Here is a 25,084-nt window from a genome sequence, read left to right on the forward strand (position 1 = left end):
GGGACGTTATGTGGACTTTCATCAAATATGATGTGAAACAGAGACTACGCGACCGCGCCACTCTCTTTTGGATGCTCATCTTCCCACTCATCCTCATCTTTGGACTCGGGACGATGCTGTCGGCCGTCTTTAGTGACACATTCAAGCTTCCGGTCACGAATGTCGCCTACGTGGAGTCATCGACCGACCAGTATCGCGAACCACTCGAAACCTTCTTAAATGATGAGGAAATCAAGGCGTTCATTCAACTCGTCCCATACGAAGACATCTCTGCTGCCGAACGTGGTGTGAACGATGGCGATGCGGACGTCATCTTGCAACTCTCCGGGTCCGACATCACGCTCTTTTACGAAGAACCGACGACAGTAGAGTTCGACGTTCTCGATGCCATCCTCGATCAATATACGGCGATCGCCAATCAACAGATCACGCTCGCCGAAGCGGGCGTGTCGGCTCCATATGCGAATGAGGCTTGGCTCGACACGTCAAGTGTCGACTTGGCAGGTCGCACCCCGACCTCGCTCGAATATTTTACCGTTACCATCTCCATCATGACAGCACTATTCGGTTCATTTTATATCACGGCGATGGCACGGGAAGAACAGCCGAACACAGGAAGTTATTTACGCATCCAGGCGGCTCCTGTCCGGACGATTCAGTACCGCCTCGCACGGACGTTCAGTCGTTATGTCATCATTTTATTGCAGCTCATCCTACTGTTTTGGTTCAGTCACTTTGTTTATCGTACGTTTGACTTGGCCAACGTACAGTTCGGCTATCTGATTCTGTCTTGGCTCGCCTTGACCGCGTACGGGGTCGCCATCGGCTTTTTGATTGTCAACTTGCCGAAGTTGAGCACGACGACTAAAGACGCGATCGTCAACGGGTTCGTCGCCATCCTCATGATTTTATCCGGTGGCTATGTCCCCGGCTTTGACCAAGTGACGTTGAACTACGCACCCTGGGCTGCCTATGTGTTCATGCCGATCTTTATGCGGGACGGAATGCTTGCCGTCCTCCTCCGCGAAGGGGACATCAGTATGTACTGGCAAAGTCTCGGACTGCTCGGGATTCATTTACTCGTCTTGATTGCAATCAGTTATCTTCTTTCGAAAGGGGTGAAGCGTCATGGTGCTTATTAAACACGTGGCCAAACGAATGCTCCGAAAGAAAGGATTATGGGTGTTCACCTTCGTGTCGATGTTCGGATTCGCGCTCATCCTCTCTTTCGTCGGCGGAACATCTAGTTTGAACGCATCGATCGGCATTGTCGACCGGGATGGTGGACTCCTCGCCGAACGCCTCATTGAAGAGGCCGAACGATTTGGTCGGGTCACGTTGCTCGAGTCGGACACAGAGGACGTCTTGTTAGAAGGGGAAGACATTGTTCTGATTATTCCTGAAGACTTCACGGAAGAGGCGTTCACAGGCGATATGCCCCGCCTCTCCTTCTCGGCAATTGCGGGGAGTGATGCCTCGTTGATTGAACAGGCGCTGAACGGTCATCTGTCCCGCGAACGCCAACTACTTGAGGCGAGCGGCTATGAGGAAGCGACGTTCGAACAACTCGCATCAATTGAGACGTCGAACGGTTACACCATCAGAAGCGAACCGTTCCAAGAGAGTGTTGCCACGACTGCTCGGACACAAGCCTTCTTCGGTCTATTGTCGTTCATCATGATGTCGACGTTTCTTCAGTTCATCCCGATGTTCGTCGCAGACGACCGGGACGAGAAGATTTATTCGCGGTTGTTTGCCTCACCCGTGACGCCAAGGCGTTACTTCGGCTCACTTCTCCTCGCCTTTTATCTCGTCGGCTTCGTCTACGTGATGCTGTTGATTGGTGTGAGCCTTGCTTTATACGGTCAAGACGTCTGGTCCTATCTCCCGACCGTGTTCGCATTATTCGCTTCCTACCTCCTTGTTTGTTTAGCCTTCGGTGGTCTCATCGCCGTCTTTGCGACGAATCGGGAGAAGGCGAACATCTTTCAAATCTCGTTCACGATGGCGTCCGCTATCACCGGAGGGGCGTTCATCAGCCTGCTCTGGTTACCCGATTCATTGAAACTTGTCGGTCGTTTCCTACCGACCTATTGGTTGAATAACGGCGTCATTACGATGTATGAAGGAAAGTTTCCGTTCCTCTCCATCATCGTTATGTTCGGCATGACTGGCGTCGTTTTCTTGTTGACGGTTCTCGTATTGAAGAAGCGGCCACTCACCGTTTAAATCAAGCGAGTCCTCCAGCTTTGACTGTTGGACTCCTTCTTAATGAGTCACATAGTTTCTTATAGAGAGAAGGAAGTGTTTATGTGTCTATCGGAAGAATCATCTACTATCACCGTAAAATGCAACGTAAAACCCAGGAACAACTTTGCGAAGGTATTTGTTCCACTACTCATCTAAGTAAAATCGAAAACAATACAAAGGAAGTTAATGCAAAAACCTTAGCATTACTCTGTAACCGCCTTGGTATTTCAATCGAAGAGGAGAATCGTAGGACCGAGGCGCTGAATCGAAAGCTCGCTCAATTTTATGAATCGATTGAACGCCTTCACCGTGATTACGCAACACGTTTGAAGAATGAACTGGACGATGAGCGAGATTTTGTAAGATGTACCGAAATGGTTTATCTATTCGAGTTATACATGCTGCGTTATTTATTGTTTACGAATCAATCTTCTCAATTTGAAGATGGAGCGAGACGTCTTAAGAAAAATTTCAATAAATTATCCCCTTTCGAAAGATTTCTATGGACTTTCTTTCAAGCCGTATACCGTGCACAACAACTTCGGTTTTCCGAATCACTTATTTTGCTCAATCAAATCGAGAAGGAAGCCGAACTATACAGTGGGAAAGTAACGGATTATTATTACTATAAAGCAGCTGTCCATGGGCAATTGAAACACTTCACCTTATCTCTACATTACTCACATAGAGCGTTACAAACATTTCAAAGCACCGGGAATCTTTCGCGCATGTTGCATGTGAAAATTGGGTTATCAGCAAATCTCATCTACATCAATGACCTAGAGGGGGCAGAGCATCTTCTCCAAACCGCTCTTCATGATGCAGAAATGTTGAACGATCATGTGACACGACCGATTGTTTTACATAATCTTGGTTTATGGTATTACAAGAAAGGTAATCTCAAAGACGCTTTGCATTACTTCACAAAATCGCTTCAACTAAAGCAACACAATACTTCTGGCTATTACGGAACAGTTAGCGAGATTGTTAAAGTTCAACTTGATTTAGGGGAGAAAGAAGTAGCAATCGATTTACTAAAAAACATCTTAAGGGAATTTAAAGGAGAACAGTCCGGTCAGTATGTAGATTTGATGGTTCTATATTTAGAGATGAACGGGGACACGAAACGCCTTACCGAGTATCTCATCGAGTATGGCATTCCTATTATGGAACAAGAGGATGTATACAAAGCGGTTTCATATGCCGAAAGAGTAGCGACTATTTTTAATGAACATGGAGATCCTGTTCGCTCAAATGACTATTTACATCTCGCCAATTCATTACTAAAAAATCTTTTATTCAATCATTCAAATACATGATGAGCAAGTAGCCCTGCTACTTGCTCTTTTTTAGGTCAAATTCCCTCTGTTTATCTATAGGTGCTACATCCTGATATTCAGTTATTATATGAAAATGGTTAGGACTTAAGTCTTTTGAGCAAATAATTTTCCCAACTTTTCATTCACATTTTTACGAATCCACTTTATAAAAATGGAACCCTTATTCTTTTTGTATAAAGTAACCGCATAAATCGAACAGAATTTTCCCAATTAACAGAATACTCTATCTCACTCTACACTGTGACTAGTACGAATACTAATTTAATGATGAGAAAGAGGCGAACAAGATGAAAAAGAAATCTGGAACACTTTTGGCTGTTGCATTGACAACCAGTCTGATGGGAACCTTGGTCCTCCCCTCCCATACGACTGCTGAGCGCTCATCTGCACAGGTACAAGTTATGAAAACACAGCAAGCAATAAACGTATTAAAGACATTGACTAAAGAACAACAACAGGCAATTCAGCAAGTAGAAGCCCAACCAACGTTTAAAATTTCTCCACATATCAACACGATGACTGAAGGCATGGTAGATATTATTGTTGAATTTAACCAAGCCCCTGCGAAAGTAGAAGTATTGAAACAAGCAGCAAAAGGTGTTCGAACAAGTCAACGTGAAGCTTCTCAAAAAGTAGAACAAGCCCATGCATCGTTCAAAGAAACATTCAACGCTTTAAAAAATAAAAAGGACGCCAGTTCATTACTAAAAGACGCCAAAATCACGAAAGAATATCGATTGGCGATCAACGGGGTCGCCATGACGATTCCTGCGAACGAAATTGAACATCTCCTAGACACTGGTGTCGTCAAGCGCGTTTGGAATGATGAAACCGTTCAACTCGAACTTCCCGAACAAAACGAGATATCTACCCAATCAAAAATGATGGATAGCATTCCTCAAATCCATGTCGATCGACTCCATGCAGAAAACATTACTGGAGAAGGCATCAAGGTCGGCGTACTTGATACTGGAATCGATTACAATCATCCCGATTTAAAGAACGTATATAAGGGTGGTTATGATTACATAGACAACGATTCGGATCCGATGGAAGCAACATATGAAGATTGGAAGAACTCGGGATTACCTGAGAAACATCCGAGTTCGGGTTCTGCCTATTACACGGAACATGGCACACATGTCGCTGGTACGATTGCAGGTGATCAAAAGAATGATGTCGATTATGCAGTTAAAGGGGTCGCTCCTCAAGTTGATCTATACAGCTATCGTGTCTTAGGTCCATATGGGTCAGGCGCGACTTCGGGGATTCTTGCTGGAATTGAGAAGTCGATTGCAGACGAAATGGATGTCATTAACCTATCTCTTGGAGCATCGACAAACGATCCGCTTTATCCAACGTCTGTTGCCGTCAACCATGCGATGTTATCAGGAGTGGTCACGGTTGTGGCTGCGGGTAACAGCGGACCGAATGAAGGAACGCTAGGTGCACCAGGTGCCGCTGCGCTCGGAATCACTGTTGGTGCCAGTGATTTTGCCATGGCAATCCCGAATTTTGAAACCGTTCAAGCAAGTGGAGAATCATTTGAAAACGTCTTGCTGATGGGGAAAAACTTCTCAGATGATTTGTCTACTTTTGAAAATCAATCGTATGAAGTTCAATTCGCTGGGATTGGGACATCATCTAGTTTTGAAGGGAAAGACTTCTCTGGCAAAATCGCTCTGATTGAGCGAGGCGATATCACGTTTGTTGAGAAGATCAAAAACGCACGTGAGGCTGGAGCCATTGCTGTGATTCTCTATAACAATGTGGATGGAAACATTTCGTCATATCTCGGTGAAGGACCAGATTATATCCCTACGTTCCGAATTTCTAAAGTCGAGGGAGAACGTTTGAAACAATTAGGTGACAATGCACAAATTACGTTCGGTTTGTTGAACAGCATTCAAACAGAAGGTGATCACCTCGCTAGTTTTAGTTCCCGCGGACCTGTCGGAGGGAGTTATGATATTAAGCCAGATGTTATTGCACCAGGTGTAGCTATATTTTCAACTGTTCCCGAATATATGAACAGTCCAGAGTCAGGGATCGATTATTCGTCTTCCTATAAGCGATTACAAGGTACGTCGATGGCAGCTCCTCATGTTGCAGGCGTGGCCGCACTCATGCTCCAGGAAAATCCCGACTTTTCACCTTTCGATGTGAAGACTGCTTTAATGAACACTGCTGAAGACTTGAATGGTGAAGTATCTGTATTCGAACAGGGGGCCGGTCGAATAGATGCATATGAAGCCGTTCATACCGATATTTCCATCCAAGTGTTAGGTCAGACAAAGCATTTGGATGAGCAGGGACAAGTGATTGAAATTGAGGAGAAGACCGGTTCATTGAGTTTCGGCAGTCACTTCAAAACAGATCAATCCGTTCAAGCTAGTAGCGAAATGTTGATTGACAACAGAGGTTCCGAACAAAAATCGTTTACACTCGAGGTCGAATATCATGCAGAACGTACAGGAATCAAAGATTCTGTGAAAAACAATCTTGTTCTGAAAGTACCAAATCGAATCAATGTTGATGGGGGAAGTCACGAAGTGATTTCTCCGCAACTCACGATTCCTGCTGATGCAGAAGAAGGACGATACGAGGGTTATCTCCATATGACGAATGAAGAAGATTCATCAGAAACGTATCAAATCCCATTTGCCATTCGTATAACTGAAAAAGGCTTTGACTATTTGGAAACAAATAGTCCAACTCTAGCGAATAATACTCCGAGATGGCAATACTCTAGTCCTGCTCTCACTACAGCTTTTCAAATGAAGAGTGCATTTGATCGAATTGATATTTTGGTGAAGGATGCAAAAAATGGTGACGCTTTAGGAATGGTAGCATCTCTATCTCAACCTTCTGCAAAACCGGACTTCAGATATTACATCCCAAATATTTTTGGCGGTTCGATTTATCCTTTCACTGGTGACAAGGAAAATCCAATTTCGTCACAAAAAGTGGACTTACTCGAAGGCGATTATGACTTAATGTTCATCGGATACGATGATGATGGGAAAACTTATACAGTCGATACTCCTGTCGTTATCGATAACTCAAAGCCTCAAGTAACATTCGACCATGCACCAGGTGTGTATGAAATTAATGAAAATATGCTTACTGATAAGAACGGAAAAAAAGCATTCTATATTCATGGCACGATTCAAGACAAGGCTGTGGAGATTCTACAATCACGCGGTCTATCATATGATCAATCTTCCAACAAGTTTTATATTTCAGCAGGATATCGCGAATATTTTGACTGCTGTTTTCCGAAAGCAGATGTGAACGGGGAAACATATTTTGGAATCGAACCAACCGACATCGCCAATGGTCCACTGCGATTAAGTTTAGCAGCAACCGACCTTGCGAAAAACGTAAACTATCAAAGATATATTTTCCTTGAGGAAGGCACAGAATATTTAAATTCAAATTATAACCGTACAGAAGTCACGTTAGGAGATCAACTCACAATGACGCTTAGTTTGAATAACGTGAAGGATTGGATAGCTGGTGATTACGAAATTGAGTATAAGGGGAATATGTACACGTTCGAGTCGGCCACGTTAAATGAAGCATTCAAAGCGTATGCCATTAAAAACGGGGTGGATGCTACTCTTCAAGAACCACTAGTCAAAATAAATGATTACTACGCTACCGTTAAATTAAATACACAGTTAGACGGAGATGCCTTTACTGGACTCGACGGCGATATGCCGCTTATAGATGTGACTTTCAAAGTAACCGGCGATGAGTGGTTCCAAGGGGAGGATAAATTAAAAGTAATTACATCCACATACACCCAATTTGGAAATAGCCAATCTATCAATCTTCCGTATTACAGTACTTCAGATTACGATTTCGTGAGTAAACATTCTGAAATTCGAGGAAATATCCAACCTGAGGCGTTTTTAAATAATGGATCATTCTTGCCGACAGGCATTGCCCAAAAGATCGGGGCAAAAGTATATGCACTCTCGCCGAACGGTGAGGTATACAGTGGTAAAATCGGTACAGATGGAAGATATGAAATCAAAGGTGTACCAGCATCAATCGTTCCATATCAAATTGTAGTGGATGTACCTGGTCATTTAAAAACGTACACATCTGTCATCTCAGGATTTGAATTACATGGTGAGGTATTTGGAAGGTTTGTGAGTGCGGGAATGAAAAAGAGTCTTGCAGGAGACGTAAATCATGACAATTTCATTGATATAAAAGATATCCGTGACCTCGCCGAAGACTACGGCACAAATAATCCAGAAGTTCAGACACATGATATAAATCAAGATGGGATTGTGGATGAAAAAGATGTACGATTCGTTGAAAAGAACTTCTTGTCGAGAGGACCAAATGCTCCAAAAGGAAAATCTCCAATGGAAACAATCGGGAAAAAGGATCTTGTATACTACTTGAACGAATTAGGGTTATCACCTTCAAAATAATCAATAACAGTAAAAAATCGTTCTCTCCTACAACAATACGGAGAGAACGATTTTTTACTGTTGCAGTGTCGGCACGACTTTTTCAAAGAAGACGTCGACGAGAGATGGATCGAACTGTTTCCCTGCCTCTTGTTTGATGATGGCAAGTGCCTCGTCAATCGTCTTCGCTTGTCTGTACGGTCGCCCTGTCACCATGACGTCGAACGTGTCGGCGACGGCAATGATCCGTGAGGCGAGCGGGATGTCATAATTGCTCAATCCTTTCGGATACCCTTTTCCGTCCCAACGTTCATGGTGCGCCAGTACGATTTCGGACAAGGCGACATATTCAGGTACCGTACTTAAAATGTTATAACTGATTTCCGGATGACGCTTGATTTCGCGCCACTCGTCTTCCGTCAACGCGTCGGGCTTATCTAGAATGTCGTTACTGATGGCCACTTTTCCGATATCGTGCAAGATGGCGGCTGTGCGAATCTCATTCACCTCGGCAGTCGTGAAGCCCATCGCCTCTGCGAGTTGCCCGGACAAGTTGGCGACCCGCTTTGAATGCGCTTCTTCGCGTGGAATCTTCTCATACAGCGTGCGCATGATGATTTGAATGGAATGATGGCGTCGACTCTGCTTTTCAGAAACTTTATGGTGATACATCCGATCTTCCGCTAAATTGAACACTTCGCTCAATTCGGCATTTGCGTCATGTTTGACCGCTTCACCGAACGATGCGGAAATCGGTAATCCTTCTACCGTCTGTTCGTGAAAGAGACGACCAAGACGGTCCGACAGTTGTTTCGCCTCATCGAGTGTCGTGTTCGGCGAGATGATGACAAACTCATCGCCACCGACTCGCGCCACTTCATCTTTCGCGCGCAATTCATTTCGTAAAATATTCGCTGCTTCGACAAGCAATTGATCGCCAACCAAGTGACCGAATGCATCGTTCGTGAGCTTGAGGCCATTGATATCGATGACGATGAGCGTGAGCGGATAAAACTGTTCATCATCATAGCGCTCCAAAGCCTCTTCAAAGTAACGTCGGTTTTTGATACCTGTCAATTGATCGTGATAACTGAGATATTCAATCTCTCTCTCGTATGTTTTCTTCTCCGTGACATCCCCGATATATCCGTGCCATAACACATGCCCCTCCGCGATCTTCTCTGGACGGGATGACCCGAGAATCCAAATCGTACGGCCATCCTCGGTCAAAACACGGAATTCCGCGTCCCAAATCGTCAAGTTGCGATACGATTCATCAATCGACTGCATGACGTACGGATAATCATCCGGATGCATCCGTTGGAAGACACGTCCTGCATCTGTTTGTACTTCTTCTGCCGTGATCCCTAACATGTCTTCGAATCCTTTACTAAAGAATGGGAAGTTGAAACTACCGTCGGGCATCAGTTCAAACTGATAGATCGCCCCAGGAATTTGGTCGGACAGTTTCGTCAACAGCCGGTCCCGATCGGCCAATTTTTCTTCCAATTGGACTCGGTCTGTCACGTCTTTGGCGACCGCATAAATATAATCCCCCTGAAGCTTACAGTGCCACTCGATTGAGCGATACGTATCGTCAATCGTCCGGAATCGGTTGACGAAGCGGAACAATTCACCTCGTTCTTCAAGTTCCGCAAAGCCAGCTTCCGTAATACGATCATCGTCTGGATGAATCAGGCTGAGGAAATCGATATTCTCCAACTCCTCAAGAGAGAATCCTAAAACGCGCTCCCACGAATCATTCAAGTGCAGCACTTGCCGTGTGTTGAAGGCCATGATGCACTCTAAATCAAGTGTCGCGAATCCATCAAACATCGACTTCTTCGTCTCACCTACTTGATGATCGGCTTTCGTCAATTGCTGAAGTACATGGACGAGGTACAACTCGACGAGACCGAGACGGTTCGCTTGTTTCCCTTGTTCCATCACAATCGTCAAATCTCCATACAAGACGCCGTCTTTTTCGATTTTAAATAGAACGACTTCCCCAAGAGAGAAAATCCGAAGTAGATTTTTGACGAGACGTTTCGGAAGTGCACCATCAATCAGTGGGTCAATCCCATCGAAGACACGGGGATTCGATTGTTTGAACAGGTCGCGTCGCTGATCCGTCATCGGCCATTTCCGTCCGACCGGATGGAAACCGAGTACGTCGAGGCTTCTCTCTAACATTTCGTCGATACCGGATAAGGCGACTGTCGTATACGATTCTCCATCCTTCTCCACTAAGTTAAGCGCAACGGCTTTCGCGCCGGTGAAATCACGAATTTGATCAAGAAATTGTTGGTTCATCAACAAATCGCTTCCAGTAGAAATGAATCGATGGGAGACGTTGACGAGTTGCTTCAACGCATTGTTTTCTTGGACATGCCGCGTAATATCGTGAAACATGACCGAGACGAATCCTTGTCGTTCACTGAATACGGACATCTCGAACCATGATTTATTACGACGAGAAAAATGTTCGAACGCCACGGTACCGCCATCGTTGACGACGTGTGCCACTTGAATCATCCACTCTCGTTCACTAAATTCAAAGTCCTTCAAGACGCTTGACACTTTTTTTCCGATAAAATGTTTACGTTTCCCCTTCATAATCTTCTCAAAGGCAGGATTCACTTCAAAGAACTCGTAGTCAATCGGCTCCGAAGCATCGTCGTATATCACTTTAAACTCGACGTAGCCTTGGGGCATATGGCGTAACAATGTATCGTATGAAGAATGAATGGGGTTTGTCACGTCACTTCCTCCTCAGCAAGAATAATCACTACCTAGTTTACCTCATTTATGATTGATTCCCTATTTTTTCCGAAGTCATTCCCATATACACTTTTAAAGTTTTTGTAAAATGCATGCCGACTTCTTGCCACCATTTATCTCGTTTGTTAGACTGTTTTCGAAAACCGATATCGATTTTCGATATGAAGGAGATGACACGTATGGAAGACCGCGTCTTGCGAAAACTATTTCTCGGATTCATCCATATTCACATTTTGCATCATGCCGCAGCACATCCCGTATACGGGGCATGGATGGTCGATGAACTTCGGGAGCATGGGTATGAAATCAGTGCTGGAACGCTCTACCCAATCCTGCATGGTATGGAGAAAGATGGGCTCTTGATTCGTGAGAACGAGACGGTCGATGGACATGTCCGTAAAAATTACGTGACGACCGAGAAAGGTCTCTCAGTGTTAAAAGATGCTCGTCAAAAGGCGTACGAGTTATTCAAAGAAATTAAGGAGTGAAGATATGACACAACGTGTGACGTTTAAAACGTTACTAGAAATCTTGTTTGTTTCAACGAGGCTCGGCCTCACCTCGTTCGGTGGACCGGTCGCCCACCTTGGATACTTCCATGAGGAGTACGTGAGACGACGCAAATGGATGGATGAGAAAGCATACGCCGACCTCGTTGCATTATGCCAATTCTTACCCGGACCGGCCAGTTCACAGGTCGGAATCGGCATTGGGATCGTCCGGGGTGGCCTATTAGGTGGGCTCACCTCATTTATCGGCTTCACGACTCCGTCGGTTGTCGCTCTCATCCTATTCGCTTTACTGTTGTCCGGACTCGACGTGTCCGACGCAGGTTGGCTCTATGGCTTGAAGGTCGTCGCCGTCGCGATCGTTGCCCATGCTATCTTAGGCATGGCAAGTAAACTGACACCTGATACAAAGACACGAACAATCGCCTTTTTCGCCTTGGCGGGCGTCTTGCTCTGGCAGACGACGTTCAGTCAGGTGTTGTTCATTCTTCTCGCGGCTCTCGCCGGATTCTTGTTGTTCAAACCGGAGCGCCTCGATGCGAAATCAAGTTCGTTCCCCATTTCAAAACGACTCGGTGCCGTCTTGTTGTCGATATTTGGTGCCCTTCTCGTCATCTTGCCGATTTTGCGAGAGACGTTTGAAAATCAGACGATTGCCTTGTTCGATAGTTTTTACCGGGCCGGTGCCCTCGTCTTCGGTGGTGGTCACGTCGTCTTGCCGTTACTTGAGCGTGAGCTCGTACCTGCTGGTTTCTTGAGTGAAGAAGCCTTCCTTGCAGGGTACGGTGCCGCTCAGGCCGTCCCTGGACCGCTTTTCACGTTCGCTTCTTATTTAGGAACGGTGATTAACGGTGTGCCGGGTGGCATCCTGGCGACGGTCGCGATTTTCTTGCCGGCCTTCTTGCTCATCCTCGGGGCACTTCCGTTTTGGGATGCGCTCCGTCATAACCCAAAAGTCGCCGGTGCCCTCATCGGGGTCAACGCGGCGGTGGTCGGTATTTTGATTGCGGCATTCTACAGCCCAATCTTCATGAGTACCATTAACGATGCGGTCGACTTCGTATTCGCAGCCTTCCTGTTCGTCATGATTGCCTATTGGAAACTGCCCCCATGGGCACTCGTTATCGCCGGAGTACTTGGTGGAACGTTGATTACGATGATGTAAGGTGTAAGGGACTTTATGTCCCTTTTTTTATTGGAATTCGAGATCATTTGATTGTTAATCTTTTGAAACCATTCCCTCTCCCCCACTCGTTATACTGAAGAATGGATTCTAAAAAAAGGGAAATGTCCGCTTTACCAGAAAGGAAGTGGGGGGCATGAAACCACTCAAACATACAACGTATATGCCTGGTCTCGACGGATTGCGCACGTTCGCCGTCTTGGCTGTCATTTTATATCATTTAAATGTACCTTACATATCCGGGGGGTTCCTCGGTGTCGATGTCTTCTTCGTCTTGTCCGGATATTTGATCACCGGCATCTTGCATCGGGAATGGACGAAGACGGGCACAATCGATTTGAAAACATTTTACGTCGCGCGTTTCCGTCGATTGCTCCCGGCACTCGTCTTGATGCTGTCGGTCGTCATGACGTATGTGACGCTGTTTGACCGTTCCTTGCTCGATACGGTGCGCCAGGATTCACTGGCCGCACTCGCCTATGTGAATAACTGGTGGTATATCTTCCACGAAGTCTCGTACTTCGAGAGTTTCGGAAAGCCGTCACCGCTTCAAAACTTATGGTCTCTCTCAATTGAAGAACAGTTTTATGCGGTCTGGCCGTTATTCTTACTCGTCGGTCTCGCGTTTCGGAAGCGGTTGCTTCAATTGGTCGCTACACTCTTATTCGTTTCCGCCGCTTGGATGGCGTTCCGATATGTCCCCGAGGCCGACCCGAGCCGTGTTTACTACGGAACCGACACACGATTGTTCGGTCTTCTCATGGGAGCTGTTTTAGCATTTGGTTGGCGTCCGGATACATTCAAAGAAGTTATACCTTCTATCGGTCGTCACGTGTTAAACGTCACAGGAGGAATCTCGCTCATTGGGATTGTCTTCATCATCAGTCATGTCAACGCCTACGACGCATTTCTTTATTATGGGGGCTTTCTACTTGTCGCCTTCTTATCCGCCCTATTGATTGCCGCCGTCGCCCATCCGGCGACAATCTGGTCACGACTGTTTGGAAGCGCTTGGCTTCGCGTGATTGGCACACGAACGTATGGGATTTACTTGTGGCACTATCCGGTCATCATTCTGTCGACACCGCTCGAACGACTCGGCACGTTCTCGCCGCTCCTTTCCGTCGGACAAGTCGCATTGACGCTCTTGATCGCCGAATTGTCGTATCGCTTCGTCGAGACACCGATTCGCCGGAACGGGTTTAACCATTCGTTTCGCCAGCTCATCTCGACACCGACGCATCCGAGCGCACGCTTCGTCACCACGGCGTGTGCGACGGCACTCTCACTCGTCCTCGTTGGGAATCTGACCATCTTGGCATTCACAGAACCAGAACCGGTTCAAGATGAGATTCCAATCGTGAAAGTACCGATGCCAAAAGAAGAAAGACCGGACGTACCGAAAGAATCGGAATCCGAAGAATCGGAAGACGTCCCATCTGAAGAGACATCGACTGACGAGAACACGGCACCACCTGAAGAACCAGACATCCAGACATGTCCACCGGCTCTCGCGATTGGGGACTCGGTCATGCTCGGATTGAACGAATATTTGGCAGATGCCTTCCCAAATATGAAAATCGACGCCCAAATCGGACGTCAAGTTCGAGACGCCATCCCAGTTGCGTCACAATATCAATCGTATAACGCTCCGGGTCACGTCGTATTTCTCCATCTCGGGACGAACGGTGCCTTCAAAATGGAACAACTCGAGACGCTACTCAAGCAGTTCGAGCGAGCGGACCACATCTATTTGATTAATACGCGCGTCCCCCGTCCATGGGAGAGCGAGGTCAACGAGAAACTCGTCAGAGCCAGTGAGCTATACGAGAACGTGTCCCTCATCGATTGGCATGAACAGTCAATCGGGAAAGAAGCGTATTTCGAAGGCGACGGGGTCCATTTGAACGTGGAAGGTGCCGAAGCGTTCGGAAATGTGCTGAACGAAGAAATCGGTTGCCAACTAAACTAGGCTCTTGCGAGTGCAAGAGCCTAGTTTTTTTCTTTTCTGAATACATATCGTCCCAACAGCTTCACATACGCCAATACTTCACGAATGAGATATCGCCCTTTCGCAAGCGGTGGGGTCGGTGCATATAGGGCATCGCTCTCGAGTTGAAAGTACAGTCTCGCAATCAGACGGGCCCGCGGCACATGAAAGTCATTCGTCACAATCGTCACACCTGATGCTCCATCCCAAAATGAGCGGCTGTTCTCAAAGTTCTCAATCGTCGATGTCGATGTCGCTTCGACATGGATGCGTGTCGCATCAATCCCTTGTGCCTTCAGTTCTCGTTCGATAACGTGTGCCTCCGCCATCCCTTCGTCCGGTCCTTGTCCACCAGTTGCGATCAGTTCGATATGAGGATGTGCCTTCGCATAGGCGGCGGCCACGTCAATTCGATGTTGGAGCGCTCGGGACGGTCGAGTCCCATTCACTTTCGCCCCAAGAATGAGGACGAACCGATATGTCCCTGTCGCGTTCTTTCTCATGTCGTCACCCGCCTTCGTACGTTCTTTCCTAACTTTACTCAAACAAAGGAATGATTGCACGAATCAGCCCCTTTTTTACAATTTCAAGTAAATAAATTTACATAAATATGAAAAGTTAATTTGAAATATCCAAAAAATGTTTTATGATAAGGGAGGTAAGACTTCTTGAGGAAGGACTGGTGAACCATGACAGATTCAGATAAATGGTTATCCACCCGCTTCTTGTATACACGCGATGCACGTCTGTTTGCAGAGATCGAAGTCATCGAACTCGACCCATCTCACTATAAATTCGTGATTCATCCGACACCACTTGGTGCTGGGGAATCTCCTTATATGCGACAGGGACCCCTCGACTCAGGTCATCTCCCCTCTGCCTTTTCTGATGTGAGTCACGTGTATACGAGACAGCTGGATTGCTTACGTGCCGCGACACGTCTCGTCTCTTCGATTGGACCAGCTCGCTTCACAACACATTGATCAAAAGAACGGAGTCGCAACCATGCGACTCCGTTCTTTATTATTGCTTCGACAATTTGGCGATGATTGGAATCGGTTGATTGATTCCTTCATATTTTGCTCGCAGAACAATTAAGTGGTCTTGCTGACTACGTTTAATCGTCACGTTATACCCTTGAATCGTCACGAGGTCTGGATGCGAGCTTTCCCAGTTCGTAATACTCTTCGCTCCGATTCCAAGCAAACCGCCATACTGTGATGGGAGAGTTGCACTTTGAGAATTGTCCCCAAGTGCATTGACGACCGGATTGACAATCGTTCCAAGTGTGTCGAGTAACCCACCGAGTAGACCCGTATCAACGTCTTGCGTCGACATGTTCATGATTTGGGTCGTGCTCGCATTCCCGACAGTTAACGTAAACGGTGAGACGACATCGGTCTCCTGCACAACCCCCGCACTCGTCATCAATGAAGGATTGCTCGATGTCCATGTGAGACCCGTTCCATTCAACGATGAAGGGAGGGACAAGTCAAACACCGGATACAGCGTTCCAAATGTCGACTTGATTGTCGTCACATCGTCCGCTAATACTAACTGAACATTCGCAGCTACCGAACCATTGAATGTCTTCGTCCGTGTCAATCCACTCTTCGTGACGGAAGCCGTCAAGATGAATGGTTTCGACTCGGTCGGATCTTGTTGGATCACCCCGGTGTTCGAGATGACCCCTGGTTGATTCGAGGACCAACTCACGTTGATTCCGTTCGATGCTGACGGGAGTGAGATGTTGGTCGACAAGTTAATGAGATTCCCGAGATTGATGGCATTCAAAGCTGCATCAAGCTCGGCGGTTAAAGCCACATCATCTTTCGGTACCATGAGGTTCGAGAACGTGCGTGATTTCGTCACACCGTCTTTCGTCGCATTGACCGTGATCGACACCGTTTGATCGGTCGTGCCGCGTGTGACGACCCCACTGTTCGAGACGACCGCTGGGTTCGATGAGGATAGCGTCGCCGTTCCGCCTGTGAATGGTGGTAAGATGATATTCGCCGTCAAAGGGCTCGTGATGGATAGACCTGCCAAGTAATCGTCTACCTCCCCTTCAGCTCCGCCTTCTTTCTTCGGTACGAGCAGGCCGAGGAAGATTTTCGTCTTGGTCACCCCATCTTTTGTCACCGTCACGACGAGTGAGACGGATTGATCCGTCGTGCCGCGCGTGACGATCCCTCCGTTCGTGATGACCGCTTGATTCGAAGAAGTCAGCGTCACCGTCGCTCCAGCGAGTGGAGGGAGTGTGATGTTTGCAGTTACCGGACTCGAAATGACGAGTCGGTTCAAGTAATCATCGATGAGACTTTCCGCCGATGCATCTTTCTTCGGTACGAGGATATTCGGGAAGGACTTCGTCCGCACCACTGAATTTTTCGTCGCTTTTACGGTCAAATTCACATACACATCTTGGTCACCTCGTGTGACGACACCTGATGAGGAGACGACGGATGGATTGCTCGAGTCAATCGAGAAGACGACACCTGGATAAGAAGGTAATTCAATGTTTTTAATGAGTGGATTATCGATTTGAATGCTGTTTAAAAAGAGGTCGAGCTCTTCCTCATCCGTCTGGGAGCGTTTTGGAATCAAGATGTTGTTATATGTGATGGATTCTGTGATTTCTCCGCGCTATGCTTGAATCGTGAACGTCACAAGCGTATCATTCGTGTCTCTTGTCACTTTACCAGCACTCGACAAAGCATCGTTGTTTGAATCAATCGAGAACGTCACACCATCAATTTGCGGGAAGACGATGTCCTGCAGTAACGGATTTGTCACGTGAATGTTTAACAGGAGTCCCTTCAATAGGTTACGGACATCTGTTTCAGAATCACCAGGGACTTGTCCACCTTTTAACGTCACGACAACAGGAGAAGTCCGTTTGACCCCCGACTGAACATACATGTTATATGACGCAGCTTTAAGCGGAAGCGATGCCACTTTGTAAGATCCATCTCGTTCAGGATAAATCAACTTTTTATACTGTACTTTGGTTTCTCGGTTTTCAGCAATCAAGTAGTGCCGTACACCTCGCGCAGGATAATGAATTTTTCCTATAGCTTGGATTTGTTCATTGTTTGTCAAAATTGAAAAGACAGGTTGGGTCAAATGAACATCACGAACAACAAGTTTCGCTTTCCCACTGAAGAATAAGTTTAATCCGCGAGCCTTATAGCTGACCATCCTGGTTCCGAGCTTACTTGTATAAGCAGGACCCCATTCCAATTTGTAAGTGGAACGTTGGCCATTCGCAAAATAAGCAGTTAACTTGGTCGGCAAATTCGCCTCTTGGCCTTTTCCAACCGTACGAATCACCGGTGTTGAAATCTTGACCGGATAGTTCTTCACTCTTACATACCAGACTGCTTTTTTACTTGTTCCTTGAACACTTCCAACGACGCGTTGGGTTCGGTTCAAATACTCTTTTTGAAAACTGACTTTTGACCATTTCACCGTTCGATAAGCATATCGTCCATTGGATAATTTGACTTTTACGCTTTTTGGATAGGTGAATTTTTTAACCGCATACGTCACTCCTCCATAATGGGTATACGATTTTGGAGAAAACACATGCTGTACGGATGATGAACTTGCTTCAACTCCAGATTCCGGTACGACAGTGAATCCGACCAATAAGAAAAAACACAAAAAAAGAGCAACGACTTTTTTCATTCATGCATCCTCCTTCATAAAAAAATGACGACAGGTGTACATGATGTGCGTGCCTCTAAGTTGATAGTAAAATGTACCCCAAAAACGAATATATTATGTAAATTTTGTAATATAAGTGGTACTAAAGTAACATTATAAATACTTATTTTTACTATTGTGGATACATAATACTTTCGGTGTTATTTGTCATTCGACCAAACCTGAAATTCGCTATATTCAAAAAGAGAACTTCTGATGTGAAGTTCTCTTTCGCCATATTTATTCCGTAGCATCGGACAATCGCTGTATGGTTAGTCGTAAATGACTGATTTCAGCAGACTGCTCCGCTTGAATTGCTTGAAGTTCATCAAGGAGTCGCTTCGTTGCCTCGAGCTCCTCACGCATGACATCGAGTCGTTGCTCTCGATCCGTCAATTTCCAAGAACAAATCCTGTTTGCGCGACGGACATGAAGTTCATCATAACGAACGTGCGGATAACGATGAACCAAATCGATTGCCTCGACTCCTTCTTGTCTCACGTCTTCAAGCAGACTAAGGAGAAGCAGTTGAGCACCTTGATCCCGAAAATGTTCATCAACGAGTGAAGTCGAGAAACGCCCAAGCTCTTGCCTCGTTGTCTCATCCATCAATTCGAGAATCGCATCACCGATTTGTCCAGATGTATATCCATCGTACTTCGTCCCGATACCACCGAAGTTCGTACTCGCGATATCGTTCCACGTCGAAGGTGTGACCAATCCTTGATAGCTTTTACTGCCGACAGCAATCGTTGGCTTCCCGACCGCCATCCCTTCTAGTGCAGAACGTCCTGGGGCGATGACGAAATCGGCACGACGCATCGCTTCGGGTAAATCGTCCTGGTCGATCCAACCGAGCCACTCCATCGTTTGATCTGTACCTTCAATCGCATCCTCGTAACGTGATGCATATTTTTTTCGTTGTGTCCCGTCGCCGACAACGATCCAGTCAATCGGTAGAGACCGGACCCGCTCATCTTCTAGTGCGTCTAAAAAGACGTCTAGAATAAACAGTTTGTCCGCATCGAGTCGTGAAGTGAATAGGCCCGTCACGCGTTCTGACGACACGCTCGTCGCATCAGGCACGAATGCATCATCGACTCCGTTCGGGATGACGGTGAGTTTTGATTCGATGGCGGGACAATGCTCCACGAGATAGGTCGCAATCTGTTCAGAGACGGCAATCACACGCGAGACACTCGAATGATATTGCTCGATTTCATCATAATACATCCCATGGATGACGAGGACGAACGGGATCGCCTTTGATTCTGCTATTGCGAGCCCAAGTTGACGTGAATCAAACGGATGGGCATACACAATATCAAATGAATTTCCCATGATCTCATCAATCACACGCTGAACGTCTTCAATCGAATAGTCTGTACGAGTCACCTTACCACCGAGCCGCTCTACCTCATCCGCAAAAGGACCTGGTTTACATACTACGGTGACGTGATGGTTTTCTCGGATAAATGCTTTTACAGATGAAAGAATATGTCGATGAAGTCCACCCATTGCTGAGTGAAAAAATACCGGTAGCAATATGTTCATGTTGCGCACCTGCCTTTTATATACAATCGACTTATTCGCTTAAAGCCCTCGTTGATACATGGAACCAAGACCACGAATGCGGTCGTTATGAACGAATAATACTGCATCTACGTCATTCTCTTTTGCATAGTCGGCAATGCTGACATCATAGTCATCGAAGTAACGGACATCTAATGCCGATACCGTTCCAAACGATTCCCCAAGATATCCAAGTACCGGGTTTGCATATGAATCTTTCAGAACAAGAAGATGGTAGTCATTCTTAGGGTCCTTCTGCGTGATTTTTGCTTGGGCATAGTTATCACCCATGAAGATGTTGTAATAGTTTGTGAACTTCGATGCATTTTTTAAAACATCTTTATCGAGAACTGGATGTCCACAATCATCACCATTCCGACAAACAGTCGTCGTGAATCCATCTTTTGGTTCCAAATACGTAAACGTATCTGCCGATTCCACGTAAGGCATGGAGATTTCTCGGGCATGAGACCCATAGAACGGACCATCGACCGTCTTCGTCTCCATTTGCTCGGCTGTCAGCACAGGCGCATCCGGGAACTGCTCGCGTAGGCGGTCCATGATTTGACCGTATGCGAGAAACGCCCCTTCTGGTCGCCAGTGGTGGTCGGTTTTAAAGTAAATCTCTTTAGCCGTTTTGTCCCCGAGTGTCTCTTCTAAATCAATGAGTGGAATTTCATTATCTTTTAGACGTTCGTGAAGTTGTCCTCGGTTTTGTGCATCCGCTGACTCGATGTAAGCCGGAAAAATTCCTTGTCTTGTTGCATAGACTGGTTTACTCGGTGCTGATGCAAAATAAGAGGGAATCTCTGCTTCATCCATCTCTTGTTTAAACTTTTTAAAGAACACGCCAAGTGACGAATAGTCACTTGCTACAGGATCTGGTGAATATAAAAATTCATCGATACTGATAACACCATTATTCATTTGTTGTTGAAGAACATTGCGCTGTACCCAAGCCTGTGTCTCAATCCACAGATATCGTTCGAAGACCTGGTCATTCGCCGATGCTTCAACGCCCTCCATATACGAGCCATCCATGATTGTCTCGACAGTAGGCTCCGGACGTTGTGCCAACATTCGACCCTCACTATCCGAGCGAGCCTGTTCTGTCCCAAACGCATAGACGGCTAGTCCATAAAAAAGTGTACCAAGGAAGCCAATCAACATTATACTGTTGACCACCCAAGAGATTCGTCGTTCTTTCGAACGGACTTGTTCACTTTTGGTTTGTTGTATCATGATCAGCCCTCCTTAGAACCTGAAGTAAATGAATGGATTAAATGTACTCGAAACAACATAAGAAATCGATACTGCAAAGATGAGCAAGATGTAGACCGCACGCATCAAGCCGGCACTCATCGCAAGAACTGGACGATCTACACTCACTTCATGGCGCAAGAAACGTGCAACAAGTAATTTCGGAATCGGTGTCGCTGCAATCATCGCAATCAAGATAATCGTCCCATATTGAACGAGATAGAAATATGCCGTCTGGTCAAATAATTCTCCCCCGTGAAGTCCGAACATCACTTGAAGATATTCTGTCGCATACGTGAAGTTATCGGCACGGAAGAATACCCAACCGATGACGACGATGAAAAGCGTGAACGCGTGGGCGAGCCATGCCGGCCATGCGGCAAGCCATTTCCCAAGAAATGCCCGTTCTAACATGATGAAGACACCGTAATAGACGCCCCACGCAATAAACGTCCAGCTCGCCCCGTGCCAGACTCCGGTCAACAGCCAGACGACCGCCAAGTTGCGATAGGTTTTCCACTCTCCGTTACGATTTCCGCCGAGCGGGATGTATACGTAGTCCCGGAACCAGCTTCCGAGCGAGATGTGCCAACGACGCCAAAACTCAGACACCGATTTTGAAATATACGGATAATTAAAGTTCTCAAGGAAATGGAACCCAAACATCCGACCAAGACCGATCGCCATATCCGAATAACCGGAGAAATCAAAGTAAATTTGGAGCGAGTAGGCAATGATTCCAATCCAAGCGAGTGTCGTCGACAAGTCCCCTGCCGATTGACTAAACACTTGATCGGCCACATAACCGCAACTATTGGCCAAAATCATTTTCTTGCCTAGACCGATGACGAATCGTTGAATCCCCGAGACGAAGTCATCGACTGTCTCACGGCGGTCCACAATCTCATCTGCCACCGTTTGATAGCGGACGATTGGTCCGGCAATCAACTGCGGGAAGAACGAGACATAAAGTGCCAAGTCAAACAAGTTCTTCTGGAGTCGTCCATCGTTCCGATACACGTCGATGACATAACTCATTGCTTGGAACGTGAAAAACGAAATCCCGAGTGGAAGTGGAATCTCCGGGTCATTCAATGAGAAGCCGAATACCGAGTTGACGTTCTCAACGAAGAAGCTCGCATATTTGAAGACGCCGAGCATCCCGAGGTTACCGAGAAGCATAAGTACCATCGTCCACTTTATTTTCTTCGCATCGTCACGATATTTGTCGACCATGAAACCGAACGCATAGTTCATGACAATGGAAGCGAGCATAATGAGTACAAAGCGTGGCTCACCCCAAGCATAGAAGAACAAACTTGAGACAAGTAAAATCGTATTTTTTAACCAGCGTGGTGACACAAAATAAAGCAACAACACGACCGGTAAGAAATAAAATAAGAATACTGTGGAACTAAATAACATACCGTATGGTCCCTTTCTCCCTTAAGACTTATTCCGCGTTTAACGGAATGTCACATAGAGGTCATCGAAACGTACTGTGATTGGATCGAGTGTCTCAACGATGTATTTATAAGACATCTTAAAATACTTGGCTCCATCCATCTGTTTGACAACTTCTTTGACGGGGTTCTCCCCTGGGTTCAATGTGAGCATAAAGCGTTTATTCGATAAACGCTCCTCGTCTGAATACTGCATAACGTACAATTCCAGTCGGATGGCGCGGTCGCCTTCGACATAAACGGATGTGTTGACCTCCATCTCTTCCCCTTCATCCATTTTGGCGTCTGCCAAAAAGATTTTCGATGGAGGAATTTCAAATTTCAAATCAAACAACTGTACATAAATCGAATCCTTAAGCGATTGAGGCAAAAACGTAACCTCTGTTTTGTACTCTTCTTCGCGCATCGACATATGGTTCTTGTGTGGTCCACGCGGATAATAATGGTAAATCGCAGGACGAATTCGCTTCGTTGACATATAAGCACCTCCGAATCATTAGGTTGATGATATAGAAAAGAGTTGCTGTGCCGGGCACAAAACAACTCTATTCGTTTTCATTTAGTTGGCAAGGATAGCATCGACGATTCGACGTGACGCCTCACCATCACCGTACGGGTTCGATGCTTGTGACATCGCTTTATATGCCGCTTCGTCAGACAAGAGCTCGTCCGCGAGTGAGAAGATGTTCTCTTCTTCGATTCCTGCGAGTTTGAGCGTTCCTGCCGCTACACCTTCTGGACGTTCTGTCGTGTCACGAAGGACAAGGACAGGTACACCGAGAGATGGTGCTTCTTCTTGAACGCCACCTGAATCCGTTAAGATCAAGTGCGATGTCGCTGCATAGTTGTGGAAGTCGAAGACGTCGAGTGGTTCGATCAAATGGACACGTTCGACATCGTGAAGAATCTCGTTAGCGAGTTCACGAACGACCGGGTTCATGTGGACCGGATACACGACTTCGATATCGTCATACTTCTCGATCAAGCGACGAACCGCGCGGAACATGTTACGCATCGGCTCACCCAAGTTCTCACGACGGTGCGCCGTCAACATGACGAGACGACGACCTTGCGAACGGATGCTATCGAGCAATTCACTCGCATAGTCGTCACGTACTGTCGTTTTGAGTGCATCGATTGCCGTGTTCCCTGTGACGAAGATCGTCTCTTCATTCTTGCCTTCACGAAGGAGGTTGTCACGCGACGTTTCTGTCGGTGCGAAATGAAGGTCAGCCATGACACCCGTCAATTGGCGGTTCATCTCTTCCGGGAATGGTGAATATTTGTTGTGTGTGCGCAGGCCAGCCTCAACGTGACCGACTGCGACTTGGTTGTAGAAAGCTGCGAGTGATGCCGCGAATGTCGTCGTTGTGTCCCCGTGGACCAAGACGATGTCTGGTTTCGTTTCAGCGATGACTTCGCCCATCCCTTTCAATACGCGTGATGTGACATCATAAAGCGTCTGCTTGTCTTTCATGATGTCGAGATCGTAGTCCGGTTTGATTTCGAACAGCTCGAGCACTTGGTCAAGCATTTGACGGTGCTGTGCTGTGACGACAACAATCGGCTCTACCCCTTCACGTTTTTTCAACTCAAGTACGAGTGGTGCCATTTTGATGGCTTCTGGTCGCGTCCCAAAGACGGTCATGACTTTTTTCATAGGTCGTTTCGCACGGTCTACTTTCGCCGTGCTTCCTCCTCCCAATTGCTCACGCTTCGTTCGATACTGCGACCGACGAATGGCGTGTTTGTAGTTGTTCTTCTGTCAAAGGCGGTAAGATATACGTCTCCCCGAGCTCTGTCGCATCGACGACCGTCGTACGACGTTTGAGCTTATCGGCTTTGAACGAATCTTGCTGTTCTTTTGACAAGTTGCGGAACCATTTCAAAAACTTGTTGTACTCCCCAACGACTTCATTGACCGGTCCATACTCGCGCACTTCTCCAAACTCAAGCCAAAGGCCGAGCGTACAGAATTGGCGGACTTGTGAGACCGAGTGGCTGATGAAGAAGATCGTCTTCCCTTGATCTTTAAACTCGTTCATCTTAGCGAGACACTTGTCGGTGAATGTTTGGTCCCCGACCGAGAGTGCCTCATCGATGACGAGAATATCGGGGTCGACATTGATCGAGATGGCGAATCCGAGACGGGACTTCATCCCGCTCGAGTACGTCTTGACCGGTTGATTGATAAAGTCACCGATGTCAGCGAATTCAATGATCGCCGGTGTCAAATCGATAATCTCCTGTTTCGTCATCCCGAGCATCAAGCCTTTGAGCTCGATGTTCTCGAGCCCTGTCAAGTTGCCGTTCAAACCAGAAGAAATCGCGATCAACGCCGTCTTCCCGTGAAGTTCGATTTTCCCGTGGGTCGGTGGCATCACATCAGCCAGCAAGTTCGACATCGTCGACTTCCCTGACCCGTTGATGCCGATGATCCCGACCACTTCTCCAGGCGGAACTTCAAACGAGACATTACGGAGCGCATAAAACTGTTTGCCCCCGGCTTTACTAAAGAAGATTTCCTTCAGCTTGTCAGACGGTTTGTTATAAAGCGTATATCGTTTCGATACGTTTTCAAATTTAACCTGGTACATA

At 46.5% G+C, this 25,084-nt stretch carries 17 protein-coding genes and 1 pseudogene; 8 read left to right on the top strand and 10 right to left on the bottom strand.

Annotated features, from left to right (window positions below; all coding sequences use genetic code 11):
- Positions 1-8: 8 nt before the first annotated feature.
- From KNO90_RS04235 to KNO90_RS04250, 4 genes are all read left to right on the top strand, one after another.
- On the top strand, positions 9-1,142 hold the full coding sequence (locus KNO90_RS04235; protein ID WP_214741890.1) for an ABC transporter permease: 1,134 nt from the start codon (positions 9-11) through the stop codon (positions 1,140-1,142).
- Positions 1,129-2,229: an ABC transporter permease gene (locus KNO90_RS04240; protein WP_215113063.1), complete on the top strand. Its 1,101-nt coding sequence runs from the start codon at positions 1,129-1,131 to the stop codon at positions 2,227-2,229. Before KNO90_RS04235 ends, KNO90_RS04240 begins: the two co-directional genes overlap by 14 nt.
- 83 nt (positions 2,230-2,312) lie before the next feature.
- Positions 2,313-3,569, top strand: a complete 1,257-nt coding sequence (locus KNO90_RS04245) for a tetratricopeptide repeat protein (RefSeq protein WP_215113064.1) — start codon at positions 2,313-2,315, stop codon at positions 3,567-3,569.
- Between the two features lie 308 nt (positions 3,570-3,877).
- On the top strand, positions 3,878-8,041 hold the full coding sequence (locus KNO90_RS04250; RefSeq protein WP_215113065.1) for a S8 family serine peptidase: 4,164 nt from the start codon (positions 3,878-3,880) through the stop codon (positions 8,039-8,041).
- 54 nt (positions 8,042-8,095) lie between these two features.
- Here KNO90_RS04250 and KNO90_RS04255 read toward each other — a convergent pair whose 3' ends face one another.
- Positions 8,096-10,780: an HD domain-containing phosphohydrolase gene (locus KNO90_RS04255; RefSeq protein WP_215113066.1), complete on the bottom strand. Its 2,685-nt coding sequence runs from the start codon at positions 10,778-10,780 to the stop codon at positions 8,096-8,098.
- 200 nt (positions 10,781-10,980) lie between these two features.
- Between KNO90_RS04255 and KNO90_RS04260 the strand changes: the two genes are divergently transcribed.
- The 3 genes from KNO90_RS04260 (at position 10,981) to KNO90_RS04270 (ending at position 14,465) form a co-directional block, all read left to right on the top strand.
- Positions 10,981-11,289, top strand: coding sequence for a PadR family transcriptional regulator (locus KNO90_RS04260; RefSeq protein ID WP_214741895.1), 309 nt, complete (start codon positions 10,981-10,983; stop codon positions 11,287-11,289).
- Positions 11,290-11,293: 4 nt separating this feature from the next.
- Complete coding sequence (chrA, locus tag KNO90_RS04265) at positions 11,294-12,475, top strand: chromate efflux transporter (protein ID WP_215113067.1); 1,182 nt, start codon at positions 11,294-11,296, stop codon at positions 12,473-12,475.
- Between the two features lie 154 nt (positions 12,476-12,629).
- Positions 12,630-14,465 (top strand): acyltransferase family protein, encoded by a 1,836-nt coding sequence (locus KNO90_RS04270; RefSeq protein ID WP_215113068.1) that lies wholly within the window; start codon positions 12,630-12,632, stop codon positions 14,463-14,465.
- A 20-nt stretch (positions 14,466-14,485) separates the two neighbouring features.
- Here KNO90_RS04270 and KNO90_RS04275 read toward each other — a convergent pair whose 3' ends face one another.
- Positions 14,486-14,986 (bottom strand): YdcF family protein, encoded by a 501-nt coding sequence (locus KNO90_RS04275; RefSeq protein ID WP_215113069.1) that lies wholly within the window; start codon positions 14,984-14,986, stop codon positions 14,486-14,488.
- A gap of 186 nt (positions 14,987-15,172) precedes the next feature.
- Here KNO90_RS04275 and KNO90_RS04280 point away from each other — a divergent pair, with 186 nt between their 5' ends.
- Positions 15,173-15,466: a hypothetical protein gene (locus KNO90_RS04280; protein WP_214741899.1), complete on the top strand. Its 294-nt coding sequence runs from the start codon at positions 15,173-15,175 to the stop codon at positions 15,464-15,466.
- A gap of 40 nt (positions 15,467-15,506) precedes the next feature.
- Here KNO90_RS04280 and KNO90_RS04285 read toward each other — a convergent pair whose 3' ends face one another.
- From KNO90_RS04285 to tagH, 8 genes and pseudogenes are all read right to left on the bottom strand, one after another.
- A complete protein-coding gene (locus KNO90_RS04285; RefSeq protein ID WP_215113070.1) occupies positions 15,507-17,090 on the bottom strand; it encodes an immunoglobulin-like domain-containing protein in 1,584 nt (527 codons plus the stop codon).
- Positions 17,091-17,129: 39 nt separating this feature from the next.
- Positions 17,130-18,173 (bottom strand): hypothetical protein, encoded by a 1,044-nt coding sequence (locus KNO90_RS04290; RefSeq protein WP_215113071.1) that lies wholly within the window; start codon positions 18,171-18,173, stop codon positions 17,130-17,132.
- Positions 18,174-18,431: 258 nt separating this feature from the next.
- Entirely contained in the window at positions 18,432-19,745 is a 1,314-nt protein-coding gene (locus KNO90_RS04295) for a glycosyltransferase family 4 protein (RefSeq protein ID WP_215113072.1), read from the bottom strand.
- A 39-nt stretch (positions 19,746-19,784) separates the two neighbouring features.
- A complete protein-coding gene (locus KNO90_RS04300; protein ID WP_215113073.1) occupies positions 19,785-21,005 on the bottom strand; it encodes a DHHW family protein in 1,221 nt (406 codons plus the stop codon).
- Between the two features lie 12 nt (positions 21,006-21,017).
- Entirely contained in the window at positions 21,018-22,448 is a 1,431-nt protein-coding gene (locus tag KNO90_RS04305; RefSeq protein ID WP_215113074.1) for an MBOAT family O-acyltransferase, read from the bottom strand.
- 39 nt (positions 22,449-22,487) lie between these two features.
- Positions 22,488-22,964 carry a hypothetical protein gene (locus KNO90_RS04310; RefSeq protein WP_214741904.1) on the bottom strand — a complete coding sequence of 159 codons (477 nt, stop codon included), beginning with the start codon at positions 22,962-22,964 and terminating at the stop codon, positions 22,488-22,490.
- Between the two features lie 81 nt (positions 22,965-23,045).
- Entirely contained in the window at positions 23,046-24,146 is a 1,101-nt protein-coding gene (wecB, locus tag KNO90_RS04315) for a non-hydrolyzing UDP-N-acetylglucosamine 2-epimerase (RefSeq protein WP_214741905.1), read from the bottom strand.
- A gap of 163 nt (positions 24,147-24,309) precedes the next feature.
- Positions 24,310-25,083 (bottom strand): annotated as a pseudogene (gene tagH, locus KNO90_RS04320) (teichoic acids export ABC transporter ATP-binding subunit TagH); the annotation flags it as partial.
- Position 25,084: the final 1 nt, after the last annotated feature.

The organism is Exiguobacterium sp. s63, assembly GCF_018617335.1.
In the GTDB taxonomy this organism is placed as follows: Bacteria; Bacillota; Bacilli; order Exiguobacteriales; family Exiguobacteriaceae; genus Exiguobacterium.